The organism is Halorhodospira halophila, from assembly GCF_016653405.1.
GTDB classification, from domain to species: Bacteria; Pseudomonadota; Gammaproteobacteria; order Nitrococcales; family Halorhodospiraceae; genus Halorhodospira; species Halorhodospira halophila_A.
Window position 1 is genome coordinate 14,546 of record NZ_NHSN01000019.1, and the last position, 13,355, is coordinate 27,900.

At 69.2% G+C, this 13,355-nt stretch carries 11 protein-coding genes; 5 read left to right on the forward strand and 6 right to left on the reverse strand.

What is annotated here, in order from left to right; all coding sequences use genetic code 11:
* Window positions 1-13: 13 nt before the first annotated feature.
* From CCR79_RS08105 to CCR79_RS08120, 4 genes are read right to left on the reverse strand one after another with little or no spacing between them, the layout of a single operon-like run.
* Complete coding sequence (locus CCR79_RS08105) at window positions 14-1,651, reverse strand: electron transfer flavoprotein-ubiquinone oxidoreductase (RefSeq protein WP_201170675.1); 1,638 nt, start codon at window positions 1,649-1,651, stop codon at window positions 14-16.
* Window positions 1,652-1,663: 12 nt separating this feature from the next.
* Window positions 1,664-3,445, reverse strand: coding sequence for an acyl-CoA dehydrogenase (locus CCR79_RS08110; protein ID WP_201170677.1), 1,782 nt, complete (start codon window positions 3,443-3,445; stop codon window positions 1,664-1,666).
* Complete coding sequence (locus CCR79_RS08115) at window positions 3,442-4,380, reverse strand: electron transfer flavoprotein subunit alpha/FixB family protein (RefSeq protein ID WP_201170680.1); 939 nt, start codon at window positions 4,378-4,380, stop codon at window positions 3,442-3,444. Before CCR79_RS08115 ends, CCR79_RS08110 begins: the two co-directional genes overlap by 4 nt.
* A 1-nt stretch (window position 4,381) precedes the next feature.
* The gene (locus CCR79_RS08120) at window positions 4,382-5,131 is read right to left on the reverse strand and encodes an electron transfer flavoprotein subunit beta/FixA family protein (protein WP_201170683.1); all 750 of its coding nucleotides are present in this window, start codon (window positions 5,129-5,131) and stop codon (window positions 4,382-4,384) included.
* A 154-nt stretch (window positions 5,132-5,285) separates the two neighbouring features.
* On the opposite strand from CCR79_RS08120, the gene CCR79_RS08125 reads away from it, so the two are divergent.
* Together CCR79_RS08125 and CCR79_RS08130 are read left to right on the forward strand one after the other, a co-directional pair.
* The gene (locus CCR79_RS08125; RefSeq protein WP_201170687.1) at window positions 5,286-6,092 is read left to right on the forward strand and encodes a DUF3108 domain-containing protein; all 807 of its coding nucleotides are present in this window, start codon (window positions 5,286-5,288) and stop codon (window positions 6,090-6,092) included.
* 78 nt (window positions 6,093-6,170) lie between these two features.
* A complete protein-coding gene (locus CCR79_RS08130; RefSeq protein WP_201170689.1) occupies window positions 6,171-7,472 on the forward strand; it encodes an ATP-grasp domain-containing protein in 1,302 nt (433 codons plus the stop codon).
* On the opposite strand, the gene CCR79_RS08135 is transcribed toward CCR79_RS08130, so the two are convergent.
* Window positions 7,466-7,933: a GNAT family N-acetyltransferase gene (locus tag CCR79_RS08135; protein WP_207190333.1), complete on the reverse strand. Its 468-nt coding sequence runs from the start codon at window positions 7,931-7,933 to the stop codon at window positions 7,466-7,468. The genes CCR79_RS08130 and CCR79_RS08135 overlap by 7 nt on opposite strands.
* Window positions 7,934-7,960: 27 nt before the next feature.
* On the opposite strand from CCR79_RS08135, the gene CCR79_RS08140 reads away from it, so the two are divergent.
* Window positions 7,961-9,289 (forward strand): M20 family metallopeptidase, encoded by a 1,329-nt coding sequence (locus tag CCR79_RS08140; protein WP_201170693.1) that lies wholly within the window; start codon window positions 7,961-7,963, stop codon window positions 9,287-9,289.
* 3 nt (window positions 9,290-9,292) lie between these two features.
* Entirely contained in the window at window positions 9,293-11,329 is a 2,037-nt protein-coding gene (locus tag CCR79_RS08145; RefSeq protein WP_201170695.1) for a CocE/NonD family hydrolase, read from the forward strand.
* Here the strand turns inward: CCR79_RS08145 and CCR79_RS08150 are convergent.
* Window positions 11,326-12,372 carry a D-alanine--D-alanine ligase gene (locus tag CCR79_RS08150; protein WP_201170697.1) on the reverse strand — a complete coding sequence of 349 codons (1,047 nt, stop codon included), beginning with the start codon at window positions 12,370-12,372 and terminating at the stop codon, window positions 11,326-11,328. The genes CCR79_RS08145 and CCR79_RS08150 overlap by 4 nt on opposite strands.
* Before the next feature lie 170 nt (window positions 12,373-12,542).
* Here CCR79_RS08150 and CCR79_RS08155 point away from each other — a divergent pair, with 170 nt between their 5' ends.
* Window positions 12,543-13,355 (forward strand): S1 family peptidase, encoded by an 813-nt coding sequence (locus CCR79_RS08155; RefSeq protein ID WP_201170698.1) that lies wholly within the window; start codon window positions 12,543-12,545, stop codon window positions 13,353-13,355.

Genomic DNA, 13,355 nt, shown 5'->3' on the forward strand with positions numbered 1-13,355 from the left:
CCCTCGCCCCGTGTCACATCCCCTGGTAGTTCGGTCCGTCCCCGCCCTGCGGGACCACCCAGCGGATGTTCTGGGGCGGGTCCTTGATATCGCACGCCTTGCAGTGCAGGCAGTTGATGGCATCGATACGCAGTCGCGGCTGGCCGGCCGCATCCGTGTCGTAGTCGTAGACGGCCGCCGGACAGTAGCGGACCTCCGGCCCGGCGTAGACCGCCCAGTTGACGCGCAGCGCCAGCGCAGGGTCACGCAGCACCAGGTGGCAGGGCTGCCCCTCCTCGTGATGGGTACCGGAGAGGAACACCGAGGCGGTCCGATCGAAGGTCAGCCGCCCGTCGGGCCGGGGATACTCCTTGCGCCTCGACCGCGCGGCGGGCTGCAGGGCCTGGTGATCCGGCTCGTGCCCCAGCGTCCAAGGCGCCCGTCCCCGCAGGAGGTAGGTATCCAGGGCTGAATAAGCCAACCCGGGCAGCAGCCCCCAGCGGAATGCCGGACGGATATTGCGCACGGCGCGGAGCTCGTCGCTCACCCAGCTGTCGCCGACCCGGCGATCGAGATCATCGGCCTGCACCCGATCCGCCTCCAGGGCGGCGCGCACCGCCTCGGCAGCGAGCATGCCAGACTTGATCGCGGTGTGGATGCCCTTGATGCGCGGTACATTGACGAACCCTGCCGCATCACCGGCCAGGACCCCACCGGGGAAGCTCAACCGCGGCAGACTCTGCCAGCCCCCCTCCGGTAACACCCGTGCCCCGTAACCGATGCGCCGACCGCCTTCGAGCAGCGGCCGGATCGACGGGTGAGTCTTGAAGCGCTGGAACTCCCCGAAGGGCGACAGATAAGGGTTCTCGAAGTCCAACCCCACCACCAGCCCGATCGCCACACGCCGATCGTCCAGGTGGTAGAGAAAACTGCCGCCGTAAGTGAACTGATCCAGGGGCCAGCCGATGGTGTGCGCGACCCGCCCCGGCACATGCCGCTCGGGGCTAACTTCCCAGATCTCTTTGAAACCGAGGCCGTAGGTCTGCGGCTGCGCATCCCGGCGCAAGTCGAAACGCCCGATCACCTGCTGGGTCAGTGACCCGTGCCCTCCCTCGGCAAACACCGTCTGCCGAGCGCGCACCTCCACGCCCGGCTCGAAACCCGGGCCCGGCGTACCGTCCGGCTGGCGCCCCATATCCGGGGTGGCCACGCCGCAGACCGCACCTTGCGCGTCGTAGAGCACCTCGGCGGCCGGAAACCCGGGGTAGATCTCCACCCCGGCCGCTTCGGCCTGGTCCGCCAGCCATTGCCCGAGCTCACCGAGGCTGCCGACGTAGCTCCCGCGGTTGTCCATCTGCGGTGGCGTGGGCAGTCTCAGCGCGTAACGTGGTGTCAGGCAGTGGAAGGTGTCCTCAGCGGCGCGCAGGCGCAGCGGCGCGCCGCGCTCCGCCCAGTCGGGCAGCAGCTCATCCAGGCCGCGCGGATCGATGGCGGCACCGGATAGGAGGTGCGCGCCAACCGCAGACCCCTTCTCCAGAACGCAGACCGAAGGCGCCGGGCCGTTACCGGTACCGCGGGCCAGCTCCAGGGCCGCCGCCAACCCGGCCGGACCGGCGCCCACGACAACAACATCGTAGGCCAGCGTCTCGCGCTCGAGTTCCTCCTGCTCCAAGCCGCTTCCTCCTCACCAGTCGCCGTCGCCGATCGCCTCGAGCTCGTCGCTGCCACCCCGAATCGCCGGGGTGTAGCCGTGGAGCCGTGGCAGGATGTGACGCATATAGAAACGCGCGGTATGCACCTTGCCGGTATAGAAGCCGGTGTCACCGCTTCCCTCCCGGATACGGGCCTGCGCAACCACGGCCGCCCGCGCCATCAGCCAGCCGCCCAGCACCAGACCGGCCTGCATCAGGTAGGGGGTGGCCGCAGTCAGGGGCACCAACGGATCGTCTTGTCCGTCCCGCAGCAACCGCGCCGTGCTCTCGCGTAGCGTGGCCAGCGCATCGTCCAGCGGGCCGGCCAAGGCCTCGAGCTCGGTATCACGGCGCAGCGCCTCGACGATCTCATCCGCCTCGCGGAGCACCGACTCCAGGGTCTCGCCGCCGTCCTTGAGCACTTTGCGCAGGGTGAAATCCTGGGCCTGGATCCCATTGGTGCCCTCGTAGATCGCCGCCACCCGCACGTCCCGGAGCAACTGCGGGGCCTCGACCTCCTCCACATAGCCCATGCCACCGTGGACCTGGATACCGAGGGAGGTGATCTCCACGGCTTGCTCGCTGGCCACGGCCTTGACCACAGGAGTGAACAGATCCACCCGGCGCTGAGCGCTCTGACGCCTCGTTTCGTCCGCCCCGTGACCGGCGACATCCATCTCCGCCGCGGTCAGCAGGGCCAAAGCACGCATGGCCTCGGTCTGCGCCCGCATGGCCATGAGGCTGCGCCGCACATCCGGGTGGTGGAGGATGGGCACCGACGCCTTGCCCCCGGGCCGGCGCCCCTGGATCCGCTCCCGGGCAAACGCCAGCGCCTGCTGGTAGGCGCGCTCCGAGACCCCGACGCTCTGCACCCCGACCTTGTGGCGGGCCTCGTTCATCATCGTAAACATGTGGTTGAGGCCGCGACACGGCTCGCCGACTAGGTAGCCGACGGCCCCCTCGCCGTCCCCGTAGCTGATGGTGCAGGTCGGCGAGCCGTGGATGCCGAGCTTGTGCTCCAGCGCCGTGCAGTGCACATCGTTGCGCGCCCCGAGCGAGCCGTCGGCCTCCACCCGGTACTTGGGCACCAGGAACAGCGAGATCCCCCGATGGCCCTCGGGCGCGTCCGGCGTACGGGCCAGCACCAGGTGGATGATGTTCTCGGCGGCTTCGTGCTCCCCCCAGGTGATGTAGATCTTCTGACCGTAGAGGCGGTAGGCCTCCCCGTCCGGCACGGCACGGCACTGGACCTGCCCCAGGTCGGACCCGGCCCGGGGCTCGCTGAGATCCATGGTGCCGCTCCACTCACCACTGACCAGCTTGTCGAGGTAAAGCCCGCGCAGGGTCTCGTCGCCATGGCGGTGGAGCAACTCGGTCGCCCCCGCCGAGAGCATCGGCGCCAGGGCCAAGGCCATATTGGCGCCATGCCACATCTCCTGGGTCGCCGTGGCCACCAGCTCCGGCAGCCCCTGACCCCCGTGGTCTGGATGAGCGTTGATACCGTTCCAGCCGCCCTCTACGAAGGCCTGGTAGGCCTCGGTGAAGCCCTCGGGCAGCTGCACGCTCCCCCCATCCATCCGGCACCCCTGACGGTCGCCGACACGGTTCAGCGGGGCCCACACCTCGCTGGCCAGCCGATCGGCCTCCTCGAGGACCGCCTCGAGCAGATCCGGGGTCACCTCCTCCAGATCCTCCAGGCCGGACAGGCGCTCCAGGCCGATCAGTTCCTCGATGACAAAGCGCAGATCGCGCGTCGGTGCACGGTAGATGCTCATGACTGCTCCAGCGCCTCGCGCAGCGCGGGTAACGCTTCCCGCAGATCGGCGACCAGCCCGTAGTCGGCCACCTCGAAGATGGGGGCCTCCGGGTCGTGATTGATCGCCACGATCACACCGCTATCCTTCATCCCGGAGACGTGGTAGATCGCCCCGGAGATCCCAGCGGCGATGTACAGCTGCGGCGCCACCACCTTGGCGGTCAACCCGACCTGCGCCTCATTGGGCAGCAGGCCGGCCTCCACAGCCCCCCGTGAGGCCCCGATGGCGGCACCGAGCTGATCGGCCAGTGCCTCCAGCGCCTCGATGCCGACATCGGCCACGCCACGGCCGCCGGCCACCACCACGCGAGCGGAGGTTAGCTCGGGACGATCCGAGGCCGAGCCGTGTTCCTCGAGCAGGCGCGTCGGTCCTGGCTCCGTGGGCGCTTCGAGACGCTCTACGGCCGGCGGATCACCGGCCTCCGGCCGATCGAACCGGGTGGCCCGCACCGTGAGCACACGGACCGGCTCCCGGCAGCGCATCCGCGCCAGCACACTGCCCCCGTGGATCGGCCGGACGAACGTCTCGGCGTCCTCGATAGCGACGACGTCCGAAAGCATCTGCACATCCAGCGCCGCCGCCACACGGGGCAACAGGTCCCGGGACTGGGTACTGGTAGCCGCCACCAGCGCCTGGTAGCCCTCGTCACGCACCAGGTTCGCGAGCTGCCCCGAAACCGGCTCGGCGAGCTGATCGGCACAGGCCGCCCCGAGGCACAGCCAGACCCGGCCGACCCCCTGGATAGCCAGCGAGTCGGCGACCCCGGCCGCATCCTCGCCGCCGGTCACCACCACATCCACCGGCGCCCCCAGGTTGGCAGCGGCAGTGATCGCCCGCCGTGTCGCCTCGGTGACACCGGCACCGTCGTGCTCCGCAAAGACCAGCACACTCATCTCAGATCACCTGTGCGTCGTTCTTGAGGCGGTCGACCAGCTCGGCCACACTCGCCACGCGCTCACCCGCTGCCCGCGGCGGCGGCTCCTCGACCCCGAGCAACTCCAAGCGCGAGGCCCCGTCCACTCCCAGGTCGTCGAGCGATATCCGGTCAATCGGCTTCTTCTTGGCCTTCATGATGTTCGGCAGCTTGATGTAGCGCGGCTGATTGAGATCCAGCTCGGTGGTCACCACCGCCGGCAGCCGCACCGCGACGGTGCGCCGCCCGCCGTCGACTTCGCGGGTCACCTGCAACTCCTCACCCTCGGGGTGGATGGCGCAAGCGAAGGTGGCCTGCCCCCAGCCCAGGTGCTGCGCCAGCATCTGCCCCACCTGGTTGCTGTCGTCGTCGATGGCCTGCTTGCCCATGAGCACCAGGTCGGGCTGCTCACGCTCGACCAGCGCCGCCAGCGCCCGGCTGACCGCCAGGGGCTCCAAGGGGTTGTCGCTCTCCACCCGCAGCGCGCGGTCGACGCCGAAGGCCAGGGCAGTGCGCAACACCTCCTCGCTGCCCGCATCCCCCAGCGTGACCGCCAGCACCTCGCTGGCCGCACCCGCTTCCCGGAACCGGACCGCCTGCTCGACCGCCGTCTCGTCGAACGGATTCATAGCCATCTTGGCGTTGGCCGTGTCCACGCCGGAGCCGTCTGGGCGCACACGCACCCGGACGGTGGAATCGATCACCCGCTTGGCTGTGACCAGGATCTTCATGCCTACCCCTCTATTGGCGTCGCGCGCACCCGCGCGCCGCGGTGCAACATCCCGACTGACTGTGCGCACTCCTGATCCCGGCGTCAACTCGCACCCTCATCCCCACCCTCCACCTGCCGACAACAGGGACAGGCAAACCGACACGACGCAGCCCATGCTTGCTATCAAGCCCGCCCGGTTACGCCACCGCCTCGGTGTTACAGCCGCCGTACTGGTCGGCTTCGGCTCCACCATCGCCGCCGCCGGTGAACTGCCCGAGAGCGGGAGCGCGCGCTACTGGATCCAGGACGGGGGGCAGTGGCGCGGCTACGAAACCCTGACCTGGGACTTCGAAGCGGACGACACCTTCCGCCTGGAGCGCATCCGCGAACACCGCCAGCGCCCGGCCCAGGCCGACCACCCGGGGGATCGGCGCATCCGCCGCACCCGGGAGATCAGCGAGGGCACCCTCGAGGGCGATGTCGCCCGCCCAGAGACCTACGAGGTCCGCACCGCGACCGTCTTCCAGACCGACGAGGCGTATGACCCCGAGACCGCCTTCGAGGACGCGGAAGAGGAAGTCACCCTGGCGGCGCGCTTCACCGATGACGAGGCCGCTGTCGAGGCGGACGAGATCGCCGTGCCCCCGGATGCACTCGACCCGCTGACCCACCGCTGGCAGGTCATGGAAGAGGCCCTGGAGGGGACGCGCCATACGCAGATCAGCCACCAGGTGGTCGATGAGCAGGGTGAGGTGGAAGAGGTCGTTTTCCGGGTGGAGGGCCGGCAGACCGTGCGCGCACACCCGGGCACCTTTCGCACGGTGCGTCTCACCCGCCAGCAGCCGGGCCAGCAACGGGCGGTGCGCTGGTACATGGCGGAGGGCTGGGCCGGCCTGCCCGTGCGCACCGTCGACCGTCGCAGCGAGCACCACGCCCAGCGCACCCGGCTCGAACGCATCGAGGCGGCCGACGACGGCTGACCGCTGCAACACAGCGATTCTCGGCTACGCTCCCTCCTAGGGAACCGTGCAATGGGGCACGTCCGTTTGAGGGTCGCCATGGACGATCGCAAGCAGATCTTCGTCGTCGGGCTCGACGACTTCCATCTCCAGCACCTGAACAGCGTACGAGGCAGTGCGAACTACGCCTTCCACCCGCTGGCCGACTACAGCGCCATCGTCCTCCCCAAGCGCTACGACATCCCCGCCATCCTGGATCAGGCCCGCCGCACTCTGGACCAGGCACCGCGGGTGGACGCGATCATCGGCCACTGGGACTTTCCGACGACCTCCATCCTGCCGGTCCTGAGGCGTGAATACGGCCTGCCCACCCCGTCGCTGGAAAGCGTGCTGCTCTGCGAGCACAAATACTGGAACCGGCTGGCCTGCGAGGCGGCGGTGCCGGAGTGCACCCCGCCGTTCCAGGCCATCGATCCGTACGCCGACGACCCCTTGGCCACGCTCAAGCTGCCCTACCCGTTCTGGCTGAAACCGGCGGTGGCCTTCTCGTCCCTGCTCGGCTTCCGGGTGGAGAGCGACACCCAGTTCCGGGCGGCCATCGATGCCATCGCCCGGGGCATCCCGGTCTTCGCCGAACCGTTCCAGGCGTTCACCGAACGCGTTGAGCACCCGGAGCGGCTGCCGGGGTCCGGCAGCGGCGCGACGGCCCTGGCCGAGGGCATTATCCAGGGCCGGCTCTGCACCCTGGAAGGGTACGTCTTCAACGGCGAGGTCGTCGTCTACGCCATCCTGGACTCCCTGCGCGGAGCCAACCAGGTCAGCTTCGTTAGCTACCAGTACCCCTCCAGCCTCCCGATCCCCGTCCAGGAGCGGATGAAGGACTACGCCCGACGACTGCTGAAGCACATCGGGCTAGACCAGACGCCGTTCAACATGGAGTTCTTCTGGGACGAGGACGTGGACAAGATCTGGCTGCTCGAGGTCAATCCACGGATCTCCAAGTCCCACTGCCCGATCTTCGAGATCGCCACCGGCGCCTCCCACCATGAGGTCGCCATCGACATCAGCCTGGGCCGGCGCCCGCGTTTTCCGCGGCCAGAGGGCCGCTTCCCCATGGCGGCCAAGTTCATGCCCCGCGTCTACGGGGACGCCCGCGTGCTGCGGGTCCCCGATGCCGAGCAGATCCACGCCCTGCAACGCACCCACCCGGAGTTGTCCATCCACATCCAGGTCGCCGAGGGGACGCAGCTCTCCGAGCTGCGCGGGCAGGACAGCTACAGCTACGAGATCGCCGAGCTGTTCATCGGTGGCGAGGACGAACAGCACCTCCACGACAAGTTCCGGTCCATCATGGAGCAGCTCGATTTTCGCTTCTCGGAGCCTTTAGAAACCAACTACTGACGGGCCGCCGGGCGCTCCAGGATCAGGATGCGCGAGCCGGGAGCCGGCAAGCCTCGTGGGTCATCGACGAACCCCAGGTCGCGGTACAGGCGCAGCGCCCGGCGATTGCTGCGTAGCACACTGAGCCACAGGCGCTGCGCCCCCAGCTCGGCGAAGACGTGCGTAATCAAGGCCCGCACCGCCCGGCGGCCGTAACCGCGGCCCTTGCCAGCAATGGCAATCCGGCGCAGCATCACTACGCCGTCGGGGTGATCCACGTCTTGCAGGATGGCATACCCAACCGCCCGCCGCGGCCGCCCGGCCTCCAGGATCCAGTGCGCGCAGCCCGGGGCGTGGATGCAGGCCTGGTGCTCGGCCACGGTCCACTGCTCGACGAATGCGGCGTTCTCCGTGGCGCCCTCCACGGCGCGCACGAAAGCAAGATCGTCGGGTGAAGTCGGTCTCAGGTGCATATACTCCATGGTAGCCCCCGAAACCGCGGAGCACGCATGGTCCGCCGTACCGCCTACCTCGACGAAGCGCGCATCCACGAGCGACTGGTCTCCCTGATCCGCATCCCCTCGATCACTGGCGAGGAGGATGGGGCGGTCGCTCGCATCGCCAACTGGCTGCAACAGTACGACGCTGAGATCGACTACTGGAACGATGGCATCGCCTCACTGCAGCGCGATCCCCGCTACCCAGGCCACGAGGTCGAGCGGGCCTGGGCGCCGGTGGTGGTAGGCGTGGTCCGGGGCGATCAGCCCGGTCCCAGCGTGCTGCTCACCGGGCATGTGGATGTGGTACCGCCAGGCGACTACGGCCTTTGGCAGGACGAGCCCTTCTCCGGGGTCACCCGGGGCGACCGGGTCTTCGGCTGCGGCGCGTCGGATATGAAAGCCGGCCTCGTGGCCGCACTGGCCGCCTTCGAGGCCTTCGCCGAAGGGGGGCGCAACTTCCCGGGGCGGGTGATCTTCGCCGCGGTCCCGGCTGAAGAGGACAGCGGGCTCGGCACGTTGGCGGCCATCCGCGGCAATTGGCGCGCCGATGCCTGCATTATCCCCGAACCGACGGTGCAGCACGGCATCCCGGAGTTGGTCATCGCCCACGCCGGGGCCATGTCCCTGCGCATCCGCGTACCCGGCAAATCGGCCCACGCCAGCAAGCGCCTGCAGGGCGAGAGCGCCCTGGATCACTTCATCACCCTTTACCAGGCCATGCGGGCCGACGAGCAGGCCCTGAACGCCGCCGAGCAGCACCCGCTGATGACCGTCCACCCGCTGCCCTACGCCACCAGTGTCGGGGTCATCCGCGGCGGGCTTTGGTCGTCCTCGGTGATGGACTCGCTGGAGGCCCAGGTCCGCGTCGGGGTCCCCCTGGGCATGACCATCGACGAGGCCGAGGCCCGGTTTCGCCACGCCATCGCCGAGGCGATCCACGACGACCCCTGGCTATCCCGCAACCCGCCGGAGATTCGGCGTCTGGCCTCGGGCTTCGGCTCGGCCGAGACCGACGCCGACCACCCGCTGGTGCGCACCCTGGCCGAGTGCGCCGAGGAAGAGTTCCGCCAGGAGCCGCGCATCGCCGCAGCCCCCTACGGCTGCGACATGTCCGGCTGGGTTCGCCTGGCCGGGGTGCCGACCGTCATCTACGGCCCCGGGGACATCGACCAGGCCCACGCACCCAATGAATCCGTCTCCCTCGAGACCACCTGCCGGGTGGCGCGAACCCTGGTGCGCACCACCGAACGGTTGCTTGAGGCAGGCCTGGATGGCCTGCGTCCGGCAGCGGGGCGGATGGAACCGGCTTTCGCCGGGCACAACCGGGGCCACGACTGAACCATGCGCATCGTCGAGGCGTTCCCGCAGAACATCCGGGTCATCGAGAACCTGTGGATCCCGATGCGCGACGGGGTCCGCCTGGCGGCGCGGGTGTGGTTGCCCGAGGACGCGGAGCGCTCCCCGGTCCCCGCGGTGCTCGAGTACATGCCCTACCGCAAGCGCGACTTCACCCGTCTGCGCGACGAGCCGTTGCACCACTACTTCGCCGGCCACGGCTACGCCTCCATCCGCCTGGATCTGCGCGGGACCGGCGACTCCGAGGGGGTGCTGCTCGACGAATACCTGGAGCAGGAACAGGACGATGCGGTGGACGCCATCGCCTGGATCCGCGAACAGGCGTGGTGCGACGGCAACGTCGGCATGATGGGCCTCTCTTGGGGAGGGTTCAACGCCCTGCAGGTCGCCGCCCGGCGTCCACCCGGACTGCGCGCCATCCTCACCATGTGCTCCACCGACGACCGCTACGCCGATGACGCCCACTACAAGGGCGGCTGCCTGCTCAATGAGAACCTGACCTGGGGCTCGAGTTTCTTCAGCCTGGCGGCCTGGCCACCGGACCCGGCCATCGCCGGCGCCAACTGGCGCGAACAGTGGCAGCAGCGACTCGACAGCCTGCGCCTGTTCCCGGCGGTCTGGCTCCAGCACCCCCATCGTGACGGCTACTGGCGCCACGGCTCGGTCTGCGAGGACTACGCAGCCATCGAATGCGCCGTCTACGCCGTGGGCGGGTGGTCGGATGGCTATGTCAACGCCATCCCGCGGCTGATGGCCGGCCTGAGCGCGCCGCGCAAGGGGTTGATCGGCCCCTGGCCCCATGCCTTTCCCCACGCCGCGGTGCCCGGGCCGCGGATCGGCATGTTCCAGGAGGCCGTGCGCTGGTGGGACCACTGGCTCAAGGGCATCGAGACGGGGATCATGGACGAGCCCATGCTGCGGGTCTGGCTGGAGGAGTGGGTGCCGCCCTCGCCGTATCTGGAGTACCGACCGGGCCGCTGGGTGGCCGAGACCGAATGGCCCTCGCCGCGCATCCAGGCCCGCCGATGGCACCTGAACGTCGGCGCCCTGGGTGAGACGCCGGACGATCCCGAGGACGCGGTGCGCGTGCGCTCGCCGCAAACCACCGGGCTCAAGGGCGGCGAGTTCTACGGCTACGGGGCCGAGGGCGAGGGCCCCCTGGACCAGCGCGAGGATGACGGCAAGTCCCTGGTCTTCGACTCGGACCCGCTCCCCCGGCGGCTGGAGATCCTTGGTGCACCCCGGGTGGACCTGGTCTTGTCCGTGGACCGCCCGGTGGCGATGGCGGTGATTCGCCTCAATGACGTCGCCCCGGACGGCACCTCATCCCGGGTAAGCTACGGGGCGCTGAACCTCTGCCATCGCGACGGCCACGAGCAGCCGCGACCGCTCGAGCCCGGCGAGCGGTACCGGGTGCGGATCACCCTGAACGACATCGCCTACGCCTTCCCGGCCGGCCACACCCTGCGGCTCAGCATCTCCACCACCTATTGGCCCTTGATCTGGCCTTCGCCCGAGCCCGTGGCCCTGACGGTCCATACCGGGGCCAGCACCCTCGAGCTCCCGGAACGCCCGCCCAGCGCCCTGGATCGATCCCTGGCCCCCTTCGCACCGCCTGAGCGCGGCCCCGGCGCCGAACCCACGGCACTCGAGTGGGTCGATCCGCACCGCACGGTAGCGCACGATCTGACCACCAACGAGACGATCTACAGCACCTTCGGCGACGCCGCCGATCTGGAGGGTGCTGCCCTGGCGCGGCTCGAGGAGATCGATCTCACCGTCGGCCACACCATCCGGCGCACCTTCCGCATCAACGAGACCGATCCCCTGTCGGCCCAGGCCCTGATCGACCTCGATGCCCGCCTACACCGCGAGGACTGGGACGTGCGGGTGACCTGCCAGACCCGCATGAATGCTACCGCCGAACACTTCCGGGTCAGCGCCGAGCTAGAGGTCTTCGAGAACGGGGCACGCATCTTCCACCGCGACTACGACGAGTGGATCCCGCGCCAGCTGCTCTAGACCGGGCTACCAAGCGGCCGCCCCCCGGAGGCGTAGCGCTCCACGGCGGCCTGGACGATCTGCCCGAGGAGTTCGGCGTAGCTGAAGCCGGCATATCCGGCCATCATCGCCAGTTTCCCCTCCGGCCCCCAGGAGGGGTGGTTGTTGAAATCGAGCAGCCGCGGCTTCCCCTCGGCATCCTCACGGAAATCCACCCGCGCATAGTCCCGCGCCCCCAGCCGCGCGAACAGCTGCCGCGCGGCCTGCTCGAGCCCGACCCGTTTGGCCTCGTCGAGTTGCGCCGGGGCGAAGCGCAGCGACCGGTAGTAGGCGGATTCGGGGTCGGTCTTGGAGCCGTAGGAGAGGATCGGCGGCAGCTCCAGGGGCAGCGCCGAATAGTCGACGACCAGCGGCGGCAGGACCGACAGCCCGGTGGCCGGGTTGCCGACCAGCCCCACCGTGTACTCCGCCCCGGGGAGGAACTCCTGGGCCAGCGCCCAGACCACCCCGGATCCAGCCAGACGACCCAGATAGGCCCGCGCCTGACGGGCGTCCCGCACCACGCAATCGGGCTCCATGCCGATGCTGCCGCAGCTGTCGTTCGGCTTGATCAGCACCGGGTAGCGCTTCGGCACCACCGGGCGCGGGTCGCGCAGATCGATGAGCCACTCCTCAGGCACCGCCACCCCCAGTCCGGCGGCTAGGGCGCGCACCGCCCCCTTGTCCCGCCCCAGCCCCATGGCCGTAGCCGTGGTCCCGGTGTAGGGGATGGCGAGCATCTCCAGCAGTGCCGGGATGCTGGCCTCGAGTTCCAGGCGGTTGCGGTAACCGTTGTCGCAGAAGTTCACCGCCAGGTCCGGCGGATGGTCACGCAGATCATCGATCAGCCGCTCGTGGTCATCGAAAACGCGCAGGCTCACTCCGGGCAGGGCCGCCAGCACTCGCTTGGCCTCCTCCGCCGCCGCCAGCTCCTCGGGGCCGATCCGTCCGTAGGGGCCGTAGGCGTAGGGCAGACGCGGGTCCCCGAAGAGGAGGCCGAGACGCAGTCCAGTCAGTTTGTTCACGGCGGGCGACCTCAGCGGTTGGGTCAGCAATCGCGTGTATGCGCTATCCTGAGTCTAGTCGTGCCTCGCCTCGTTCGAGCCAGGTGTTATGCTACCCGCGGCGGCTTTGCTCGACGGTAGACGATGCGTCCGCTCAAACGTTCATAAAACCCTCTTGGGAGCCAGCAAGGATGACGCGAAGCCCCCGCCGCGCTGACCGCACTTGGCTGTTCAGCCTCGCTGCCATGCTGCTCCTCGCCTATGCCGTAACACCCGCCAGCCAAGCCGCGGATCAACTCGCGGATACGATCGAGACCATCGCCCCGTCCGTGGTTGGCGTGGGCACCCATGCGCCGACCCGCAACCCGCGGGTCGATTTCCGCGGCACCGGCTTCGTGATCGCGGATGGCAAGGCAGTGCTGACCAACCAGCATGTACTGCCCGAGCGCCTGGATGAGGAACGGCGCGAACAACTGATCGTGCTGGTTGGTGAACCGGGCTCGCCGGAGGTCCGTGCCGCGGAGACGGTGGCCCACTCGCGGGCCCACGACCTCGCCATCCTGCGCATCGACGGCGATCCGTTGCCGGCACTGAGCCTGGGCAACCCCGACGATCTGCGCCCCGGCAACCAGGTGGCCTACACCGGGTTCCCCATCGGCATGGTCATCGGCTTCTACCCCGTCACGCACACCGCGATCATCTCGGCCCGCACCCCGCTGGCGCTGCCCGCGCAGCGCGATGACCAGCTCGATCCCGGCCAGGTCGCCCGTCTGCGCCGCGAGCAACCGCCGATGGTCTTCCAGCTCGACGGCACCGCCTACCCGGGCAACAGCGGCAGCCCGGTCTACGACACGGCCACCGGGCAGGTCTATGCGGTGCTCAACAAGGTCTTTGTCCAGGGCGGGCGCGAGGCGGCCGTACGCGAGCCCAGCGGCATCAGCTACGCCATCCCGCTGGATCTGGCCGCGCCCCTGCTCGAAGAGTACGAGCGGAAATTCCGCTAA

What these genes read in the sequence shown, in the direction of transcription:
- CCR79_RS08110 (WP_201170677.1), bottom strand. Translation starts at nt 3,445, where the DNA reads ATGAGCATCTACCGTGCACCGACGCGCGATCTGCGCTTTGTCATCGAG.
- CCR79_RS08115 (WP_201170680.1), bottom strand. Translation starts at nt 4,380, where the DNA reads ATGAGTGTGCTGGTCTTTGCGGAGCACGACGGTGCCGGTGTCACCGAG.
- CCR79_RS08120 (WP_201170683.1), bottom strand. Translation starts at nt 5,131, where the DNA reads ATGAAGATCCTGGTCACAGCCAAGCGGGTGATCGATTCCACCGTCCGG.
- CCR79_RS08125 (WP_201170687.1), top strand. Translation starts at nt 5,286, where the DNA reads ATGCTTGCTATCAAGCCCGCCCGGTTACGCCACCGCCTCGGTGTTACA.
- CCR79_RS08130 (WP_201170689.1), top strand. Translation starts at nt 6,171, where the DNA reads ATGGACGATCGCAAGCAGATCTTCGTCGTCGGGCTCGACGACTTCCAT.
- CCR79_RS08135 (WP_207190333.1), bottom strand. Translation starts at nt 7,933, where the DNA reads ATGGAGTATATGCACCTGAGACCGACTTCACCCGACGATCTTGCTTTC.
- CCR79_RS08140 (WP_201170693.1), top strand. Translation starts at nt 7,961, where the DNA reads ATGGTCCGCCGTACCGCCTACCTCGACGAAGCGCGCATCCACGAGCGA.
- CCR79_RS08145 (WP_201170695.1), top strand. Translation starts at nt 9,293, where the DNA reads ATGCGCATCGTCGAGGCGTTCCCGCAGAACATCCGGGTCATCGAGAAC.
- CCR79_RS08155 (WP_201170698.1), top strand. Translation starts at nt 12,543, where the DNA reads ATGACGCGAAGCCCCCGCCGCGCTGACCGCACTTGGCTGTTCAGCCTC.